This window comes from Leifsonia stereocauli (assembly GCF_038432415.1).
Lineage (GTDB): Bacteria > Actinomycetota > Actinomycetes > Actinomycetales > Microbacteriaceae > Orlajensenia > Orlajensenia stereocauli.
Genome location: NZ_JBCAUN010000003.1, coordinates 151,596 through 170,593 on the forward strand (window position 1 = coordinate 151,596; position 18,998 = coordinate 170,593).

20 protein-coding genes are annotated in these 18,998 nt (G+C 69.4%); 12 read left to right on the forward strand and 8 right to left on the reverse strand.

The features are described 5' to 3' along the window. The first annotated feature begins 22 nt into the window (after window positions 1-22). A complete protein-coding gene (locus AADV74_RS14830) occupies window positions 23-1,039 on the forward strand; it encodes a LacI family DNA-binding transcriptional regulator (RefSeq protein ID WP_342115472.1) in 1,017 nt (338 codons plus the stop codon). A gap of 141 nt (window positions 1,040-1,180) precedes the next feature. On the opposite strand, the gene AADV74_RS14835 is transcribed toward AADV74_RS14830, so the two are convergent. After that, window positions 1,181-1,642 (reverse strand): hypothetical protein, encoded by a 462-nt coding sequence (locus AADV74_RS14835; protein ID WP_342115474.1) that lies wholly within the window; start codon window positions 1,640-1,642, stop codon window positions 1,181-1,183. Window positions 1,643-1,810: 168 nt separating this feature from the next. Between AADV74_RS14835 and ggt the strand changes: the two genes are divergently transcribed. The 3 genes from ggt to AADV74_RS14850 all read left to right on the forward strand — a co-directional run bounded on the left by ggt (window position 1,811) and on the right by AADV74_RS14850 (window position 6,268). Continuing rightward, complete coding sequence (gene ggt, locus AADV74_RS14840; protein ID WP_425287312.1) at window positions 1,811-3,679, forward strand: gamma-glutamyltransferase; 1,869 nt, start codon at window positions 1,811-1,813, stop codon at window positions 3,677-3,679. A 326-nt stretch (window positions 3,680-4,005) separates the two neighbouring features. Beyond that, entirely contained in the window at window positions 4,006-5,505 is a 1,500-nt protein-coding gene (locus tag AADV74_RS14845) for a SulP family inorganic anion transporter (protein WP_342115477.1), read from the forward strand. A 94-nt stretch (window positions 5,506-5,599) separates the two neighbouring features. Beyond that, the gene (locus AADV74_RS14850; protein ID WP_342115478.1) at window positions 5,600-6,268 is read left to right on the forward strand and encodes a helix-turn-helix domain-containing protein; all 669 of its coding nucleotides are present in this window, start codon (window positions 5,600-5,602) and stop codon (window positions 6,266-6,268) included. 109 nt (window positions 6,269-6,377) lie between these two features. Here AADV74_RS14850 and AADV74_RS14855 read toward each other — a convergent pair whose 3' ends face one another. Together AADV74_RS14855 and AADV74_RS14860 are read right to left on the reverse strand one after the other, a co-directional pair. Continuing rightward, window positions 6,378-6,998, reverse strand: coding sequence for a ClpP family protease (locus AADV74_RS14855; protein WP_342115479.1), 621 nt, complete (start codon window positions 6,996-6,998; stop codon window positions 6,378-6,380). After that, a complete protein-coding gene (locus tag AADV74_RS14860; RefSeq protein ID WP_342115480.1) occupies window positions 6,995-7,609 on the reverse strand; it encodes a ClpP family protease in 615 nt (204 codons plus the stop codon). Before AADV74_RS14860 ends, AADV74_RS14855 begins: the two co-directional genes overlap by 4 nt. 146 nt (window positions 7,610-7,755) lie before the next feature. Here AADV74_RS14860 and AADV74_RS14865 point away from each other — a divergent pair, with 146 nt between their 5' ends. Next, window positions 7,756-9,696 (forward strand): collagen-binding domain-containing protein, encoded by a 1,941-nt coding sequence (locus AADV74_RS14865; RefSeq protein WP_342115482.1) that lies wholly within the window; start codon window positions 7,756-7,758, stop codon window positions 9,694-9,696. Window positions 9,697-9,817: 121 nt separating this feature from the next. On the opposite strand, the gene AADV74_RS14870 is transcribed toward AADV74_RS14865, so the two are convergent. Continuing rightward, the gene (locus tag AADV74_RS14870; RefSeq protein WP_056165233.1) at window positions 9,818-10,009 is read right to left on the reverse strand and encodes a hypothetical protein; all 192 of its coding nucleotides are present in this window, start codon (window positions 10,007-10,009) and stop codon (window positions 9,818-9,820) included. On the opposite strand from AADV74_RS14870, the gene AADV74_RS14875 reads away from it, so the two are divergent. Both AADV74_RS14875 and AADV74_RS14880 read left to right on the forward strand, forming a co-directional pair. Then, window positions 10,010-11,707 carry a Na+/H+ antiporter gene (locus AADV74_RS14875; RefSeq protein WP_342115486.1) on the forward strand — a complete coding sequence of 566 codons (1,698 nt, stop codon included), beginning with the start codon at window positions 10,010-10,012 and terminating at the stop codon, window positions 11,705-11,707. Between the two features lie 70 nt (window positions 11,708-11,777). Next, entirely contained in the window at window positions 11,778-12,140 is a 363-nt protein-coding gene (locus tag AADV74_RS14880) for a VOC family protein (protein WP_342115489.1), read from the forward strand. A gap of 146 nt (window positions 12,141-12,286) precedes the next feature. On the opposite strand, the gene AADV74_RS14885 is transcribed toward AADV74_RS14880, so the two are convergent. Next, window positions 12,287-13,468, reverse strand: a complete 1,182-nt coding sequence (locus tag AADV74_RS14885) for an epoxide hydrolase family protein (protein ID WP_342115491.1) — start codon at window positions 13,466-13,468, stop codon at window positions 12,287-12,289. A 310-nt stretch (window positions 13,469-13,778) separates the two neighbouring features. On the opposite strand from AADV74_RS14885, the gene AADV74_RS14890 reads away from it, so the two are divergent. Beyond that, complete coding sequence (locus AADV74_RS14890; RefSeq protein WP_342115492.1) at window positions 13,779-14,492, forward strand: 4a-hydroxytetrahydrobiopterin dehydratase; 714 nt, start codon at window positions 13,779-13,781, stop codon at window positions 14,490-14,492. Between the two features lie 36 nt (window positions 14,493-14,528). On the opposite strand, the gene AADV74_RS14895 is transcribed toward AADV74_RS14890, so the two are convergent. Further along, window positions 14,529-15,092, reverse strand: coding sequence for an alpha/beta fold hydrolase (locus tag AADV74_RS14895; protein ID WP_342115494.1), 564 nt, complete (start codon window positions 15,090-15,092; stop codon window positions 14,529-14,531). 220 nt (window positions 15,093-15,312) lie between these two features. Between AADV74_RS14895 and AADV74_RS14900 the strand changes: the two genes are divergently transcribed. The 3 genes from AADV74_RS14900 to AADV74_RS14910 all read left to right on the forward strand — a co-directional run bounded on the left by AADV74_RS14900 (window position 15,313) and on the right by AADV74_RS14910 (window position 16,757). After that, complete coding sequence (locus AADV74_RS14900) at window positions 15,313-15,792, forward strand: VOC family protein (protein WP_342115496.1); 480 nt, start codon at window positions 15,313-15,315, stop codon at window positions 15,790-15,792. Between the two features lie 100 nt (window positions 15,793-15,892). Next, on the forward strand, window positions 15,893-16,105 hold the full coding sequence (locus tag AADV74_RS14905) for a KTSC domain-containing protein (protein ID WP_342115498.1): 213 nt from the start codon (window positions 15,893-15,895) through the stop codon (window positions 16,103-16,105). Between the two features lie 100 nt (window positions 16,106-16,205). Continuing rightward, entirely contained in the window at window positions 16,206-16,757 is a 552-nt protein-coding gene (locus tag AADV74_RS14910) for a hypothetical protein (RefSeq protein WP_342115500.1), read from the forward strand. A 36-nt stretch (window positions 16,758-16,793) separates the two neighbouring features. Here the strand turns inward: AADV74_RS14910 and AADV74_RS14915 are convergent, their stop codons facing one another. Together AADV74_RS14915 and AADV74_RS14920 are read right to left on the reverse strand one after the other, a co-directional pair. After that, window positions 16,794-17,552 (reverse strand): class I SAM-dependent methyltransferase, encoded by a 759-nt coding sequence (locus AADV74_RS14915; protein ID WP_342115502.1) that lies wholly within the window; start codon window positions 17,550-17,552, stop codon window positions 16,794-16,796. 34 nt (window positions 17,553-17,586) lie between these two features. Then, window positions 17,587-17,964, reverse strand: coding sequence for a RidA family protein (locus AADV74_RS14920; RefSeq protein ID WP_342115504.1), 378 nt, complete (start codon window positions 17,962-17,964; stop codon window positions 17,587-17,589). Window positions 17,965-18,246: 282 nt separating this feature from the next. Between AADV74_RS14920 and AADV74_RS14925 the strand changes: the two genes are divergently transcribed. After that, complete coding sequence (locus AADV74_RS14925; protein WP_342115505.1) at window positions 18,247-18,843, forward strand: hypothetical protein; 597 nt, start codon at window positions 18,247-18,249, stop codon at window positions 18,841-18,843. Window positions 18,844-18,998: the final 155 nt, after the last annotated feature.

Consider the following 18,998-nt stretch of genomic DNA (forward strand, 5'->3'; position numbering starts at 1 on the left):
CGACCGCCCCTAGGCTGACACCGTGGCAGAGAGCACCCCGCGCAAGCGCCCGACCATCGAGGACGTCGCGCGCGAGTCCGGCGTCTCGCGCGGCACGGTGTCACGTGTGCTCAATGGCGGCCATTGGGTGAGCCCGGATGCCGCAGCCGCCGTCGAGAAGGCCATCAAGAAGACCGGCTTCCGGGCCAACCCGCACGCCCGCAACCTGGCGACGGCGCGCGCGAACTCCATCGCGTTCCTGCTCACAGAGTCGCACGAGCGCCTGTTCGAGGACCCGAACTTCTCCGCCCTCATGCGCGGAGCCGCCCAGGCCCTCGCCGAGCGCGACCTTCCGCTCGTGCTGCTGATGGCCGGGTCTGACGACGAGCAGCGCCGCGCCACCGAGTTCATCACCGCCGGCCACGTCGACGGAGCCCTGCTGGTGTCGTCGCACCGCGGACGCGAGAGCTTCCTCGGGGAGCTCGTGGCCGCCGAGATCCCGGTGATCGCCTGCGGCATCCCGCTCGGCTACGAACGTCGCATCGGCTACGTCTCGGCCGACGACCTCGAGGGTGCGCGCGACATGGTGGTCTACCTGCGCGGCCTCGGACGCAGGCGCGTCGCCCACATCGCCGGACCTCTCGACACCTCCGGGGGAACCGGGCGCCTCGAGGGGTACCGCCTCGAGATGGGCGAGGACTTCGACGAGTCGCTCGTCGAGGAGGGCGACTACTCGCGCACCAGCGGAGAGCGGGCCATGCGCGCGCTGCTGGAGCGGCATCCGGATGTCGACGCCGTCTTCGCCGCCAACGACCTCATGGCAGCTGGCGCCCTCGACGTGCTGCGCGCCGCCGGACGCACCGTGCCCACCGACGTCGCCGTCGCCGGCTTCGACGACGCCCCCATCGCCACGCGCACCTCGCCCGAGCTCACCACCATGCGTCAGCCCTTCGACCGCATCGCGCGGGAGATGGTGCGGATGCTGCTCGAGGTCATCGACGGCCAGCCGGCAGCGCGGCTCACGATGCCCACCGAGCTGGTGGTGCGCGGGTCGGCTTGAGGGTCGCCCCTGCTGGCTGGGGCCTGGACGAAGTCCTCGGTCGAAGCGCTGTCTAATGCTCGGCCCACTTTCGGTGCACCGGCCCGCGTTCCACTGTGGGCCCGAGCGCAATGAGTGGGCCAGAGCGCGTTCCTGTCGCGCTCAGCTCAGCGTCACCATCCGCACGATCCCCGCCACAACCGCCACGAACACGAGGATGTCGGTCCACGTGACCACGACCTCATCGGTGTTCTTGCCCTTCTTCGGGATGTGCCTGAAGCCCGCGAGTCCGAGGTAGATCGCGCCGGGAAGCGCACCGAGGATGCCCCAGTCCGGAACGAACGGCGCGAAGAGCGCGACGAATCCCAGGCAGAGGTTCGCGAACCCGAGCTCGTGCACGACGAGTTCAGCACTCTCGTCCTCGATGCCGAGGATGCCCTTCGTGGTGCGCCCGGGATTCGCCAGCTGGCTGATGCCGGCCACGAACAGTCGCGTGCCGACGCCCCAGAACGCCCACCAGATGCCGAACACCACGAGCGGATCCCCGCCGGCCACGACGAGCTGGATGAAGCCGGACACCAGCGGAAGCACGAGCGTCTGGGCGAGAACGAGGGCGATGTACACGGCGGATCCTCTCGACGATGAGGCGATGTCCACAGTGTGGCACCGCATCGGGCTCTTGTCCCATCCGTCGCCCGGGTCTACCGTGAGGAAGACCGCACTGTAACCATTTCGGGGGACAAGTTCATGGTCATCAACGCTGCACACACATCGGCAGAACGTCGGAGTCCGATGCTTCGGCGGTTGGCGCTCGCCACCGTCGGCACGCTCGCCTTCGGTGCTCTCGCCACGGTCGCTCCGGCGACAGCCCAGTCGCAGAGCGCGACGGTCTCAGCGGCATCCGTCACCGGAAACGGAGGCGGCCATGGCGGCCATCCGGGATCGAACCCGACGACCTCCACCTCCACGGGGTACGGGGGCGCCGTCTCGTCGGTGGACGCATCCGCGAGCCGCGTCGGCATCGAGGTGCTGAAGCGCGGGGGCAATGCGGCGGATGCCGCCGTCGCCACGGCCGCAGCGCTCGGCGTGACCGAGCCCTACAGCGCTGGCATCGGCGGCGGCGGGTACTTCGTCTACTTCGACGCGAAGTCGGGCGAGGTGAGCACCATCGACGGCCGCGAGACCGCGCCGGCAGGCATCACCCCCGACGCGTTCATCGACCCCGCGACCGGAGCGCCCTACCCGTTCACGCCGCAGCTCGTCTCCTCGGGCGTCTCGGTGGGAGTGCCGGGAACCCTCGCCACCTGGGACGCCGCGCTCGACGAGTTCGGCACCAAGCGACTCTCGTCCATGCTCGCGCCGGCCATCCTGCTGGCCGCGAAGGGCTTCCCGGTCGACGACACCTTCCGCAACCAGACGCTCGACAACAAGGCGCGCTTCGCCGCGTTCCCCGACACGGCCAAGCTGTTCCTCCCGGGCGGCGACGCCCCGAAGGTCGGCACCACCTTCCGCAACCCGGCGCTGGCCAAGACCCTCGCGCTCATCGCCCTTCGCGGACCGAACGCGCTCTACCAGGGCAGGCTCGCCGCCGAGATCGCCGACGTGGTGCAGAATCCGCGGATCGACCCGGCCTCCACCCTCCCCGCGCCGGCCGGCACCATGACCACGGCAGACCTCGCGGCCTATGAGGTCGTGCAGCAGGCGGCCACGCAGGTCGACTACCGCGGCCTCGACGTCTACGGCATGGCGCCGTCGTCTTCGGGCGGCATCGCGGTGGGCGAGGCGCTGAACATCCTCGAGAACCACGATCTGTCGTCGACGGATGCCGCAGCCGCCCTGCACCTCTACCTCGAGGCTTCGGCGCGGGCCTTCGCGGACCGTGCCGCGTACCTCGGTGACCCCGCCTTCGTCGACGTTCCGACCGAGACGCTGCTCAGCCAGGAGTTCGCCGACGCCCGCGACTGCACCATCGACCCGTCATCCGCCTCTGCCCGTCCGGTTCCAGCCGGAGCGCTCGACGTCGCCGGATGCGCATCCGTCGCCTTCGAGGAGGCAGCCGACACCGAGAACGTCTCGACCACGCACCTCTCCGTTGTCGACAAATGGGGCAACGCCGTGGCCTACACGCTCACGATCGAGCAGACCGGCGGATCGGCCATGGTGGTTCCGGGGCGCGGCTTTCTGCTCAACAATGAGCTGACCGACTTCAGCACGGTCTACAACGCCACGGACCCGAACCGGATCGAGCCGAACAAGCGGCCGCGGTCGTCGATGTCGCCGACCATCGTGCTCGACGACGGCAAGGTGAAGTTCGTCGTCGGATCGCCCGGTGGCGCGACCATCATAACGACGGTGCTGCAGATCCTGATGAACCGCATCGACTTGGGCATGACGTTGCCCGAGGCCGTCGCGGCGCCGAGGGCGTCGCAGCGGAACGGTCCCACGACGTCGGCCGAGCCCGAGTTCATCACCGCCTACGGTGCCGCGCTCGCGCCCTATGGCCAGGTGCTGGTGCCCTCCGGCGACCAGTTCACGTCGGCCGCGCAGATCGGCGCGGCGGCGGCGATCGAGGTCGGGCGGAAGGGCCTGCTGACGGCGGCCGCGGAGCCCGTGCGTCGCGGCGGCGGCACCGGCCTGGTGGTGCGGCCCTCGCGTCACTGAGGACCCGACGGAGTCCGCGGCCGAAGCGCCTCAGCCCCCGCTCGCCGAGGTGCCGGCCACGGATCCCTCGCCTACTCGGCGGGGTTTAGGTGTCACGGCGGAGGTTCCTGCCCCCGCCAGGACACTTAGACCCCGCCAGGTCAGCGCGTCGGCGAGCGGACCGACCTTGTAGTGTTGTGCGTTCGCGGCCGCGCACTCGGCTGCCGCATCCGTTCCCCCACCCCGCCGTCGCCGCCGCCCGGAGTGGACTCCCGCGCGACGTTGCGCTCACCACCGCCACCTCGTCAACGCGCTCTCCCGGAGCCACCCAGTCGGAGTTCGAACTCATGCCTGCTGCCGCGCGCCCAGCCTTCATCTTCACCCCGGTCACCGTCCGGACCGCACTGCGGTCCCCGCGCCAGCTGTCGCGCGAGGTGCTCGCCGGCATGGTGACCACGCTCGCGCTCGTGCCCGAGGTCATCTCGTTCTCCATCGTCGCCGGGGTCGATCCGATGGTGAGCCTGGTCGCCTCCATCGTGCTGGCGCTCACGATGTCGATCCTCGGGGGTCGCCCCGGCGTCATCACGGCGGCCGCCGGATCCGTCGCCCTCGTCATCGCACCGCTCGTGCACGAGCGCGGAGTCGAATACGTGCTCCCGACGGTGATCCTCGCCGGCCTCATCCAGATCGCCTTCGGCCTCGCCGGCCTCGCCCGCCTGATGCGCTTCATTCCGCGGTCGGTGATGATCGGCTTCGTCAACGCCCTCGGCATCCTCATCTTCGTTGCGCAGGTTCCCCACGTGATCAACGTGCCCTGGCTCGCCTACGTGCTCTTCGCGGTGACGCTCGCGATCATCTTCATCGTGCCGCGGTTCACCATGGCGGTGCCGTCACCGCTCATCGCGATCGTCGTCGTCACGGCCGTCGTCATCATCGCGAACATCACGGTTCCGAACGTCGCCGACGAAGGGCCGCTCACCGGGCAGCTCCCCGGCATCACCCCGTTCCTGGTGCCCCTGAACCTCGCGACGCTGCAGATCATCCTGCCGACGGCGTTGAGTGTCGCCTTCGTCGGCCTGATGGAGACCCTGCTCACGGCGAAGCTCGTCGATGAGATGACCGACACCCCGTCGCACAAGAATCGTGAGTCGTGGGCGCTCGGCGTCTCGAACATCCTCGCCGGCTTCTACGGCGGCATCGCCGGCTGCGCGATGATCGGCCAGACCGTGCTCAACGTCAAGACCGGCGGCGCCCGCACCCGCATCTCGACCGTCGTCGCGGGCGTCTTCCTGCTCTTCCTCGTCACGGCGTTGAGCTCGATCATGGGCCAGATCCCCATGGTCGCCCTCGCTGCCGTGATGATGGTGGTCGCCATCACCACCGTCGACTGGCACAGCCTCAAGCCGTCAACTCTGAGACGAATGCCGATCCCCGAGACCCTCGTCATGGTCGTCACCGTGGTCGTCGTCGTCGCGACGAACAACCTCGCCCTCGGCGTGATCGTCGGCGTGATCCTGGCGATGGTGCTCTTCGCCCGCCGCGTCGCCCACGTCATCACCGTCGAGCGCACCCTCAGCGACGACGGAGAGAGCGTGCACTACGACGTGCTCGGGCCGCTGTTCTTCGGCAGCAGCAACGACCTCGTCGACAGGTTCAGCTACGCCGACGATCCGACATCCGTCACCATCGACCTCAGCCAGGCCCAGATCTGGGACGCCTCCACCGTCGCCGCGCTCGACTCCATCGAGACGAAGTACCGCGCTCACGGGGCCGCCGTCACGATCGAGGGGCTCGATGAGCGCAGCACCGGATTCCACAGCCGCCTGACGGGGCGCTTCGGGGTCTGACGTCGGCGCCCAGCGTCTCGCCGATCTGCACCGATCCGTTCTGCTCTGAGCGGATAGGGGTGACGTGGCGGCGCCCGCGAACTAGCCTCGCGCTATGGGTACCGTCATCCCGATCCGCCGACTGGACACGTTCACGATGCTGACGCAGCGCGAGCCGCAACGCCAGGTGCCGACCCCGCAGCGGGAGCCGCTCTGGCGCGACCTCGTCGGCGCCTTCCTCCGCGAGACGCGCGCCGAGCAGCACCGCATCCTCGCCGACGTGGCCTCAGCCGCCGGCGTGAGCACGCAGTACCTCTCCGAGATCGAACGCGGACGCAAGGAGCCGTCGAGCGAGATCCTCGGCGCCGTCGCCGAGGCGCTCGGCCTCACGCTGCACGACATCGCGGCAGGCGTCGGCGCCATGATCGAACGCCGAGACGGCGAACGGATGCGGCGACTCAGTGCGCTGCTGCGCTCGCGCCCGTCGTCGGCAACCGTGCCCGCACGTGGTGTGACCGACGTGCCGCCCGTGCCCGACGAGCCGAGTGCCCCGGGCGTGCCAGAGGCCCCGGAGCCGCCGTTCATCCCGTCCGAGCCGAATGCGCCAGACAATCCCGGTGCTCCGGATGCCCCCACCGAGCCGGACTTCCCGCTGACGCCGACCGAACCCGGCATCCCGATCGCCCCGGAGCCCGGCTTCCCGAGCGCGCCCGAGGAGCCGATCGCGCCGTTCGGTGCCGTGTCGATCTCCTACTCGGGGATGGACGTGGTCCTCGCCGCCTGATCCACCGCCGCCAGCTCTCCGCTCGTTGAGGCCCGGACGAAGTCCGAGGCCGAAGCGCAACTCCCGAGCGCGCGCCCGTGATGCGCTTCGGCCCCGCTCCGCGGGGCCCTCAGCGAGCGGGTGGTAAGGCGGGGGACCCAGCCCGCTGCGTCGCCACCACCGCATCCGCCAGCCCGTACTCCACCGCAGCGGCCGCCGGCAGAATCAGGTCGCGGTCGGTGTCCCGCCTGAGCGACGCCAGGTCGCGCCCGGTATCGGCCGCCAGCACCTCCTCCAGCTCAGCGCGCACCCGCAGCACCTCGTCGGCGTGGATGATCAGATCCGGAATCGATCCCTGCCCCTGAGTCGACGGCTGGTGCAGGATCACGCGCCCGTGCCGGAGGATCGCGCGATTGCCCGGCGCCCCTCCCGCGAGCAGCACCGCCGCAGGGCCAGCAGCCTGCCCCACGCAGGTCGTCGCCACCAGTGGACGGATGTGCTGCATCGTGTCGTACACGGCGAGCATCGCCGACGGCGAGCCGCCGGGGGAGTTGATGTAGAGGCTCACCGGCGCATCCGTGCTCTCGGATTCGAGGTGCAGCAGTTGCGCGATGAGCACGTTGGCCACTCCGTCGTCGATCTCGGTGCCGAGGTAGACGATGCGCTCCGAGAGCAGGCGGCTGTAGACGTCGAGCGAGCGTTCGACGTTGCCGCGGCGCTCGACGACAGAGGGGATCGTGTAGGTGCTCATGCGCGCGGTCCGATCGGCAGCGACCCGAACGTCCGCGGATAGATGTCGGGCATGCTCGACACCACCCGATCGAGGAAGCCGTAGTCGCGGGCCTGCTCCGCCGTGTACCAGCGGTCGCGGAGCGAGTCGACGGTGAGAGTCTCGACGCTCTGCCCCGTGGCATCGGCCATGATGCCGAGCACGAGGTCGCGGGTGTAGCGCAGGTCGTCGGCCTGCAGCTCGACGTCGACGGCGGTTCCGCCGATGCCGGCGGAGCCCTGGTGCATCAGGACGCGCGCGTGGGGCAGCGCATACCGCTTCCCCGGAGTGCCCGACGTGAGCAGGAACTGCCCGGCGCTCGCCGCCATGCCGATCGCGAGGGTCGACACGTCGTTCGGGATCGCCTGCATCACGTCGCGGATCGCCAGCATGGCCGACACCGATCCGCCGGGGGAGTTGATCCAGAAGCCGATGTCGGCGTGGGCATCCTCGGCGCTCAGCATCAGCAGCTGGCTGCAGAGCCTGTTGCCGAGGTTCTGGTCGAGCTCGCTGCCGAGCATCACGACGCGGTTCTGGAACAGCCGCGTGACGAGTTCATGGTCGATGGGTTGGATGGCGGTGTCTGTGCTCATGCAGTCCACTGTCCGGTGAACGGATGCCGCGGCTCCACCTTTTCCGCGCAGGGCGGTTCTGCCCTCAGCGGTTCTACTCTCGGCGATCTCTTGTGGCCGAATCGGCGACCCTTGTCATGCCAGCATGTCGATGCGAGCATGAGGACATGCGCCACCGCTCGGCTCGTCCCATCGCCCTGGTCCTCGCGGGTGCGCTCACCGCCGGTGCCGCCGTCCTCGGCGGACTCGTCGGGGCTGTCGCTCCCGCGGCCGCCGATGTCGGCCCGGTCAATCCCGTCCGGGTGCCGATCGGCACGGCGCCGGCGCATCCGGCGAACAGTGGGTTCCTGGTCTTCGTCGAGGGCGACGTCTTCCTGAACGCCGACGAGTCCGAGGGCACCCTCGCCCTCGGCGGCGACCTGTCCTTCGGGGTCACGTACAACGTCGAGGCGGGCGGCGGCACCGTGACCCCCACGTTCATCGCTCCTGGCGACACGGTTCCGACAACGCTGTACGTGGGCGGCGGCATGGACTTCTCCCAGTCGGGCGGAAACATCCTGCGGGTGCTCAACGGCGGATACGCCAAGGTGGCCGACACCTCGACCTACCTCGCCCATGACCTCGACCAGAACAACACCCCCATCGACTGGCGCATCACCCAGCCCGGGGCGGCGGCCGAAGCCATGCCGCGCGTCGAGGGCACCTCCCGGCAGACGCCCGCCTCGATCGGCACTCCGGTGCCGTCGAGCCTCATCGACATCCCGGCAGCCTTCGACACCTATCGCGGACTGTCCACCGATCTCGGCACCTGCCCGAACACCGTCGTGCTGACGGATGACCAGGGCGCGCCTCTCGCGTCGCCGTTCGCCGCGGGCGCCCGGGGTCACGTCAGCCTGACCACGGGCCAGACGAACGTTCTCACCATCACGGCCGACGACCTCGCCGCCCTCGGCGAGCTGGCCTTCGACGACGAGCCGACGCCGACGACACCTCTTCTCGTGAACGTCACGGGCGACTCGTTCACTGGAACCATGCCGAACTCCCCCGGCGTCTCCTCGGCGCAGGCGCCCTACATCCTGTACAACTTCCCGACGGCCACGACCATCACAGTCACCGGCGGGGACTCGCTGGAGGGCACGATCTACGCCCCGCGCGCCGACCTGCGCTGGAGGGTCACGCAGAACATCGAGGGCAATGTCATCAGTGCGAGCTTGGTCCATGGCTCCGGCGGTCCGGTCGGAACGACCCCCCGCGAGGTGCACGACTTCCCGTTCGCAGCGGAGCTCAGCTGCTCGACTGCCGTGAGCCAGGGGGAGCTCACTCTCGTGAAGGTCGTCGAGGGGGGCGACGCGGATGCTGGTGACTGGGAGCTCTCGGCCACCGGTCCGACCCCGATCACGGGTGCGTCTGGGGAGGACGCGGTGACGGATGCCGCGGTCGATCCCGGCGACTACACGCTGGGTGAGTCCGGTGGTCCCGCCGACTACACCGCCGGCGACTGGAGTTGCGACGGAGCCGGCGTGGTCGACGGCGTGGTGTCGGTCGAGGCCGGCGATGACGTGACGTGCACGATCGTGAACACCTTCGACCTGGCCGATCCGAAGCTCACGTTGGTGAAGGTCGTCTCGGGCGGGGCGGCCTCTCCGACCGACTGGGTGCTCTCTGCGGCGGGTCCGACCCCGATCGCCGGCGCGACCGGATCGACGGCCGTCACGTCGGCCGAGGTGCTTCCGGGCGACTACGTGCTCAGTGAAACGGATGGCCCCGACGGCTACACCGCCGGGGACTGGGTCTGCACCGGCGCCACCGTGGCGGGAGACACCGTCACGGTGGACTGGGGTGACGACGTCTCCTGCTCGATCATCAACACGGCCGGCGGCGGCACGGGCGGTGGCGATGGCGGTGGCGGGGACGGCGGTGGCGACGGCGACGGCGGTGGCGATGGCGGTGGCGCGGGCGGAAACGGAACCGACACCACAGCGGACGGCGGAACGAGCACGCTCCCATCGACCGGTGTCGACCCGTGGGGCCCGGTCGGGGCGGCAGTGCTGCTCACCCTTCTGGGCGTCATGCTCCTCGGAGCCGCCCGCATCCGTCGTACACGGTAGAACCCAGCACCCGCTCGCTGAGGGCAGAGCGAAGCGACCGCCCGAAGCGCTCAGAAGGGCCGCTCCGTTGCGCTTCGGCCGCGGGCTGCGTCCGGGCATCAGCGATCGCGAATGATCGGCCCTAGCGACGACGGCGGTGGAACAGCACGGCCAGCCCGATGTTGAAGACGCCGCACGCGATGATCACCCAGGCGAGCAGGGCGTTGTCATCCGTCGTCACGAGGTTCAGCACGCCGACGACGAGCATGATCAGCCCCACGATCACGAACAGCGTCGTGTAGGTGCGTACGGATCGGTCCTGATCATCAGCCATGTGGCTGAGCGTAGCGGCGGATGCGGGCGCCGTCACGCAGCCGCCCTGCACCGACCGGATCCGGCCAACCGCGCAAGCCCCAACGGCGCCACCCCCGATCCTGCCAAGCTGGGTCCCATGCTCGCGCTCGAAGTGATCGTCGCGATCGGACTCGCCATTCTCGTCGGCGGGCTGATCGCGGCACGGCTGCGCGTCACGACGCCCGTGTTGCTCATTCCGCTCGGCGTGCTGCTCGGCTTCATCCCGGCCTTCCGCGAGATCGAGCTCCCGCCCGAGGCCGTGCTCCTGCTGTTCCTCCCGGTGCTGCTGTTCTGGGAGAGCCTCACCACGTCGACGCGCGAGATCCGCCGCTTCATCCGGGTGATCCTGCTGAACGGCACGCTCCTCGTGTTCGTCACGGCATTTGGCGTCGCCATCGTCGGCACCTGGTTCGGATTGCCGTGGGTCGTGGCCCTCGTGCTCGGCGCCGTTCTGGCGCCGACGGATGCCACAGCCGTGAGCGAGCTCGCAGGCTCCCTGCCCCGCCGCCAGCGCACCGTGCTCCGAGCCGAGAGCCTCATCAACGACGGCACGGCGCTGGTCATCTACGCCCTCGTCGTCTCCGTCGCGGTGAGCGGGCAGGAGATCACGCCGCTCGAGATCACGTGGACGCTCCTCGTCTCCTACGTCGGCGGCATCGCCATCGGCGTGGCACTGGGCTATCTCGGGTCGCTGGCCTTCCGCATCCGGATGCCGCTGATCAGCAACGTCGGACTCATCATCACCCCCTTCGCGGCCTTCCTCATCGCCGAGGTCGTCGGCTCGTCGGGTGTGCTCGCGGTCGTCGTGTGCGGTCTGGTGATGGCTCGCATCGCGCCGCGTGTGGCGGGGCCCGAGGCGCGCGACCAGGCGCAGTCGTTCTGGACCGTCTCGACCTACCTGCTCAATGCGGCGCTGTTCGTACTGATCGGCCTCGAGGTTCAGGTGGTCATCCGCGAGCTGCCGCCGTCGCAGCTGGGGCTCGGCGTGGTGTTCGGCGTGGTGGTGTGGATCGCGCTCATCGTCATCCGGGCGGCGTTCGTGATGCTCAGCACAGTGGTCATCCGCCTCGTCGATCGTCGGCCGTACCAGCGCACTCTGCGCTCGTCGCGGCGAGGTCTCGTGATGTCGTCGCTCGCCGGATTCCGTGGCGCCGTCTCGCTGGCCGCCGTGCTGGCCGTGCCCACGGTCATCGCCTCGGGAGATGCGTTCCCCAACCGCGACCTCGTGGTGTTCGTGACGACGATCGTGATCGTGCTGACTCTGGGCGTGCAGGGGCCGCTGCTCCCTTTCATCATCAAGTGGGCACGCCTCCCTGCCGACGACGGCATCGACGAGGAGCGCAACTTCGCCGAGCTGGCGGCATCCCGGGCCGCAGTCGAGGCGATCCCGGGCATGGCGAACGAGCTCGGCATCGAAGACAGCGTGCGTGACAAGGTGCTCGCCGAGACCGAGCATCACATCGAGGTGCTCGAGGCCGTCGCCTCCGACGAGCCCGACGAGGAGGCCACCCGGCAGAAGGAGCAGTACAACCGCCTGCGCCTCGCCGCCCTCGAGCTCAAGCGCGAGACCATCGTGAACCTCCGCGACGAGCAGCGCATCGACGACATCGTGTTGCGCCGCATCCAGTCCCAGCTCGATCTCGAGGAGCTGCGGCTGACGGGTCGCACGGAGGAGTAGCGCCTCGCCCCGCACTCCCCTTCCGCGGGCCGGGGTTGACCTCCGCCCGCACCGGAGAGATGCTGTCGGCATGATCCAGTCGGCGTTCGCGATCCTCGAAGTCCCCGACCTCACTGCCGCCCTCGCCTTCTATCGCGACATCGTCGGCGGCGAGCTGCGCTACGCCTTCCCAGACGAGACTGAGCCTGTCTACGTATCCCTCCAACTCGGCTCCAGCGCATTGGGCATCGGCCTGACCGAGCATCCGGATCCGGTGGGTGGCATGCTGCTCTGGATCTACGTCGACGACGTCGATTCGGCGACGGATGCCGTCCGCTCAGCCGGCTTCCCCGTCGACGAGGAGCCCGCCGACCAGCCGTGGGGCGAGCGCGTCTCCCTCGTGCGTGACCCCTTCGGCACCCGGGTCAGGTTCGGCGCGCCCCTGGCGCCCTGAGGCGCTTCGGGCGGTCGCTGCGCTCGGCCCTCAGCGAGCGGTGGTGCCCGCTCGCTGAGGCCCGGACGGAGTCCGCGGTCGAAGTGCTTCGGCGAGCAGTGGTCCCCGCTAACTGAGGCCCGGACGGAGTTCGCGGCCGAAGCGCCTCAGCCAGCGGCATCCGTCAGCGACCCCGCGAACTCCCGCATCCGTCGCGCCAACTCCTCGGGGATCTCGGCCGCGGTGAAGTGCCCTCCCTCCTCCAGCCGATCGAAGGTGCGGATGCCCGTGTAGTGCCGCCGCGCCAACGACTCGGGGTAGCCGCCCTCGTGCTTCTGGATGGCGACGGCAGCGGGCACCGATGTCGGCGGGATCGAGTCCGGCCTGTCGGCGCCCTCGTAGTACGGGCGGAACGACGTGCCGATGCTCTGGGTGACCCAGTAGATCATCGCCTCGGTGAGGATGCGGTCGCGCGAGATGCGCCGCTCGACCGCGCTAGGGTCGCCGGGTGGGGTGTCGCTCCACTCGACCAGCTTCTCGGCGATCCACCCGAGTAGCCCGGCGGGGGAGTCGTTGAGCGCGGCCGCGAGGGTGTCGGGCCGGGTGTTCTGCACGTGACCGTAGGCGCCGTCGGGCCCGCCCTTTGCCGACAGCTCGTCGAAGAAGGCTTTCTCCTCGGGGTCCGTCAGCGCGTCACGCTCGTCGTAGCTCGGGAAGTGCGCACTCGTCGCCAGGATTCCGACCACCTGCTCCGGATGCTGCGCCGCGAGAAGGTCGCTGATGTTGGCCGTCACGTCTTCGCCGTACGTGATGTAGCGCTCGTAGCCGAGCACCTCCGTCATCAGCGCGTGCATCGTGTCGCCCAGCCGCGTCTCCGACAGCGGTCCGTCGGCATAGGGCGAGGAGAACGCGAAGCCGGGCAGGCTCGCGACGACCACGTTGAAGTCGGGCAGCTGGTCGGCGAAGTCGAGCTGCAGGGCGAAGGTGTGCGGCCATCCGTGCATGATGAGGAGCGTCGGGGCGTTGGCGTTGGCGTCGCGGCCCGTGCTGACGGCGTCGTCGTCGGCTGCGGCATCTGTGCCGGCATCCGTTGCCCGTCGATGCACGAAGTGCACCGCACTGTCTCCGATCTGCGCGATGAATTGCGGATGCGCGTTGAGCCAGGCCTCGCGGGAACGCCAGTCCCAGTCGATCCACGTGTCGATGAGCTCGCGCAGATAGGTCGAGCTCATGCCCGACGCGGGTTTGCGCGGCGAGTCGGGGAGCAGGCGGGTGCGCCTCAGGCGATCGCGGAGATCGTCGAGAACGTCGTCGGGAACATGGAGCTCGAATGCCTGTGGAGCGCTCATGCCGGACAAGCTACTCCGCCCCACCGACACTCGCGCCCAGACCATGGCGCCGGACTCAAGGGCGAGCGTAGAGCGTCTGCGAGTCAGCGGAGTTGAGGCCCGGCCCCCACTGCGCTGAGGCGCATTCCTGCGGGCTGGCAGCGGGCAGGGGCGCCGATCTCCGCTGACTCGCGGGTGACGGATGCCGCGGACGGGTGCCGCGACTCCGGGCGCTGGCTGCCGCCCGCGCCCGCGCCGCGCCGCAGGCCAGCTGCCCGCCCGCCTGCCCCCCACCCTTGCCGCTGTCACACCCCCGCGCCACCATGGCTACATGGTCACGCCGGTCGAGCACATCACTCCGCAGCAGTTCTCCGATGCCGACGGCGTCGACGACTGGCGGGTGCTCTACTGGGGCGCGCACGCGTTCTTCCGAGCCGAGTCCGCCGAGTCCTACGCTCAGGGCGCCGCCTTCGTCGCGGACATCGCCGCGCTCGTCGCCGAGACCCAGCACGATCCCGACGTCGACCTGCGGCGCGAGGGCGTGGCGGTGAAGCTCATCACCCGCGGCATCCGTGATCTGAGCACGCGCGATCTCGAACTGGCCCGCGCCATCTCCGCGGCAGCTGCGCAGCGTGGGCTCGTCGCCGATCCGAGCATGATCCAGGTCGTGCAGGTCGCCGTCGCCTCGGTTCCGGATGCCGCCGTGTTGCCGTTCTGGCAGGCGGCGCTGGGCTACGTGCGTCCGAACGAGTCGCACCTCGTCGATCCGTTGCGGCGCAACTCGTCGTTCTTCCTGCAGGACGAGATGCCGGCAGATCGGCCCCGCCGCGGACGCATGCACGTCGACGTGGCCGTGCCGCACGACCAGGTGCACGCCCGCATCGACGCCATCGTCGCTGCCGGTGGACGCATCGCCAACGACAGCGAGGCACCCGAGTGGTGGACTCTCGCCGATGCCGAGAACCACGGCGTCGACATCACCACCTGGTGGGGTCGCGACTCGGTGCGTCTCGAGGAGGCGCGAGACGAGGAGCGCGCGAAGTAACCCGCTGAGCAGCGCGGGGAGTGACGTGGTCGGCGGCTAGTCGACGACGGCGCGGATGTCGGCGACGAGCTCGGGGAGCCCGCCCGAGAACACGTGCCCACCCCGGTCGACCCGCCGCATCTCGGCATCGGGCAGTTCGCGAGCGTAGCGGTCGAGATGATCGGCGGGCACCACGTCGTCGTCGCGAGCCTGATAGAGGAAGATCGGCAGCCCGGCGGGAAGCCTGCGCGCGAAATCGGTGGGCAGCACGAACTCCTCCAGCTCGTTTCCCCAGTAGGGCGTGGCGACGAGGAAGAGCGCGCGGATGTCCGCATCCGTCGGCCCCTCCACGAGTAGTTTCAGCACAACCGAGGCGCCCAGCGAATGACCGACCACGAGCACGGGACCCGGCGCAGCGTCTAGCAAGCGCACGATCTCGCCCTTCCATGCCTCGTACGTCGGGTCATCCGGCGTCGGCATGATCGGAAAATCGACGGCGAAGGCCGATCCGAGCGACGCCCGCAGGGAATCGACGAGGTCCGAGCTGCCTTCACCTGGGCTCTGCAGTCCGGCGCTGTGCAGAACGAGCACCCGGGTGGGCGCGTGGGCTCCACTGCTCACGATCTGACTCCTTCGTTCGGCTGACGACGGCAGATGAGTGGGAGCACGCTGCGGATGGCCATCGTCATCGATGCGCGCCATTGGTGATGGCGGCACTGTACTGCGCATCCGTCTGCGGCATCCACCCCTCCACATCGGCGCTGTGGGGGACTACGGTCGAATGAGGCGACGAAAACGCAGCGATGACGACGAAGACATTAGCGACGCGGAGGATCACCCCATGCCCACGACTTCCATGACCTGCATCCTGTTCGAGGGGCCTCTCGACGAGGCCGCCGAGTTCTACACCTCGCTGGTGCCCGACTCGGAGATTCTCAACATCGACCCGTGGCCGGAGGGATCCGACCACGCCGGCAAGCCGCTCGCGGTCGACTTCACCGTCGCGGGCGCCCGCTACCAGCTGATCGCAGGTGGCCCGGATGTCGCGCTGACCCAGCTGGTGTCGATCAAGCTCGAGGTCGACGACCAGGCCGAGGTCGATCGTCTGTGGGACACCCTTCTGGCCGACGGCGGTGAGCCCAGCCGGTGCGGGTGGCTCACCGACAAGTACGGCCTCTCCTGGCAGCTGGTTCCCCGCGGCTTCACGGAGCTGATGGCGACGACGGATGCCGGTCTCAAGGAGCGGCTGTTCAAGGCGATGCTCACCATGAACAAGCTCGAGATGGCGGTCTTCGAGGCGATCGCCGCGGACCGGCCCTGAGGCGTCCTGAGACAGCAAGACGGCTGAGACGCCTGGGACAGCGAGACGGCTGCGACGCCTAAGCGGCCGCGGGAGCGGAAAGAAGGAGACCCGGGACGCCATGAAGCTCCATCGCGTCGACTCCACGGGCATCAGCGCGCTCGGATACGACCCAGACCGTGAGCTGCTCTGGGTGCAGTACGAGAGTGGGTCAATCTACGAATACGCCGGCGTGCCCCAGGATCTCTACCGCCGCATGCTCGCCGCGCAGCCACACCCGTGGTCGCACTACGGCGAAGAGGTCAAGTCGTACCCCAGCCGGATGGTGCGCTGAGCTTTCGCCGCTCGAAATCGCCGCGGAAGGGTCAGTGCTTCGGCGAGGTCTTCGGCACAGGGCTGATGGCCGCCGACGCGTCGTCAGTAAGGTCAGAGGCATGGGGGAGATGAAGAAGAAGCGAACGCCAGCGGCCGCCGTCAGGCGCACGGGCAGCTACCGCTTCACCAAAGAGTTCATCTCGGCGACCACCCGCGTGCTGATGGGCGTGCTGCTGGGAATGGTCGCGCTCGGCTTCATCCTGGGTTTCATCAGCGACGGTGTTGCGGGCGAGGCGGGTGAACTCCTCGGGACCATCGCGATCAGTCTCATCCTGGGCGGCTTCCTCCTTCCACTGCTGGTCGCCGCCGTCCTCGGCGGCGAGGCCATCATGGCAGGCGGTGGCATCATCGGCTTCCTGCTGATCGTCGGCCTGGTCATGACGGCCGCCGGATCTGCCGAGATCGGTCGTGACTTCGTCGGAGACGAGTGGAGGCCCGGGCTGTTCTCGGGCGGCATCGCGCTTTCGGTCCTCGCCGTCGCGGGCTTCTGGGTCATCGGTTGGATCATGAAGGTGCCGATGTGGATCCTCGGCTCCTCCCGGACTTATCAGCGAGCGGATGCCGCGCAGCCAACGGACGCCGATCCGGCACGTTCTGTGCGGCGTCGCTGACGCTGACGCGCATCCGCGCCGAGGTCGGCGAGACGCTCATACCCGAGCGACCGCCCACCGGAACGAGTTGTGAAGCACGTACCCGCCCTGCACGTCGCGGAACGGGGCGGCGGCCGCCACGATCACGGCGTGCAGCGAGGCCATCACGTCGGCGTCCTCCCCGAGGAGGATGCCGCGCACGAGAGTGACCTCGTCGGACGCGAACCACGGCACGTCCACCACGCCGGAGTCCACGACCTGGAGCCCGCCAGCTGCGAGCGCCGTTTCGATACCGCCGGCCGGCCGCAACGGGCCGTCGGGATACGGTTCGTCATCTCGGGCCTGGGCGATCGCGGCCTCGACCACGTCGATGTCGTTGAGAGCAGCCTCCGCCCAGTTGGACACGGCCACGATGCCTCCCGGTCGCACCACCCGGGCGAGCTCACGCACCGCGGCCGTCGTGTCATCGGCGAACTGCAGCGCGTTCACCGCCGTCGCCACGTCGAATGCGGCATCCGCGAAGGGAAGGTCTTCGATGTCGGCGAGCACGACCTCGGTGCCGGTGCCGGTGCCAGCCTCGCGAGCGAGAGCGACCATGGCGGGAGCGGGATCGGCACCGACGACGTTCGCTCCAAGCGACGCGAGCAGGCTGACGAACTCACCGCTGCCGCAGCCCGCGTCGAGCACGCGCGTTCCGGGTCCGATCGCGGCCGCTTCGATGATCGCCCGTCGCGCCGGATCGGCGAACGATCCCCAGAGCTCGGCCCAGCCCTCCGCGACCTGCGACCACCCGCCGGCGTCTGCGCCATCCACCATGCGGCCACAGTATCCCGAAGCGCCGATGGTGGCTCTACTCCACGTACGCCGTCATCCGGATCGACACGAGCACACCCGGGATCACCGCGCCGAGCTTCGCGGCGTATCGCGTGGGCGGCTCGATCGGGAACCAGCGCGCGTACTCCTCGTTCATCCCCGCGAAGTCGTCAGGGTCGGCGAGCAGCACCCCCACCTCCACGACGTCGTCGAGGGTCGCGTTGGCCGCCCGCAGCACCTCTTCGCAGTTGGTCAGCGACTGCCGAACCTGCTCGCCGATCGTGGGCCCGGCGAGCTTCCCCGTTGCGACGTCGATTCCGGCCGTGCCCGAGATGTAGACGAACGGACCGGCCTTGACGCCCTGACTGAACATCGGCGAGCTCGGGGCTTGGGTGGTGACGAGAACCTGGCGCATACGCACGAGGATGGCCCTCTCGTGGCTGCGTGTCTAGATGAGGCAGTCTCCCCGATCGAGAGGCCGGTATCCAGCATCCGGAATCCGTCATCCGGCCGAGCACGATGGTGCTACTCGAGACGTCGGCCATGGCACGTGAGGCCTCGCCCTCCGTCGCAGATCGCTGGCTCACGCATCGGGGCTGACACTGATGTTGCCGGTGTGAGCGCGGGTGGACACTGAGCCCGGGGTCGAGGAGACCCCGGACGGAGGAACCCGATGTTCTCTATTCGATCCAGGACCGTGGCCACGTTGACGATCGCCGCGACAATTCTGCTGGCCGGTGGTGGCGTCGCGGCAGCGGCCAGCGCCAGCTCCGCCTCGCCGAGCGTGGTCTGCAGATCGGTGCTCGGCGTGTTGCGCGCGCCGAGCGACGGCGCGTGCAAGAAGGGAGAGGCACCCTTCGACTTCGCCGGCGCCCGAGGACCCGCGGGCCCGACCGGTCCGAAGGGCGATACCGGTGCGACTGGGCCCAAGGGCGACGCAGGCGCTACGGGCCCCACCGGCCCCACCGGCCCCGCCGGCCCGACCGGCCCCGCCGGAGCATCCGGAGGCGGGATCGACCCCATCAGCGTCGGCACCTCGTCCACCACGTTCGCCTTCCCGGCCGGCGAAGCGCAGACGATCACCGCGAGCTGCGACTCCATTCCGGGGCGCATCGCGACCGGCGGTGGTTTCGGCTGGGTGGGCGGGCCCCTGGACGGATGGAATGTCCTGCGATCCGAGCCGCACTTCGATGCTCAGTCGACGCCGACCGGGTGGGACGTGCAGGTGAACAACCCTGGAGGTGCCCAGCCCGTCACCATCAGGGCGTGGGTGATCTGCGTGCCCATCGGCTGAGCTGAACTCCCTGCCGGTAGTGCGGTGAACCGTCTGCCGGCAGAGCACCGGACGCGGCCGCGGGTCGGCCTGGACGGGCCGAGACATCGGCACGATTCAGCTCCGGATGCAACCCCCAGCCGAGACGCAACGGGTGAGCGCACACTGAAGCTGTC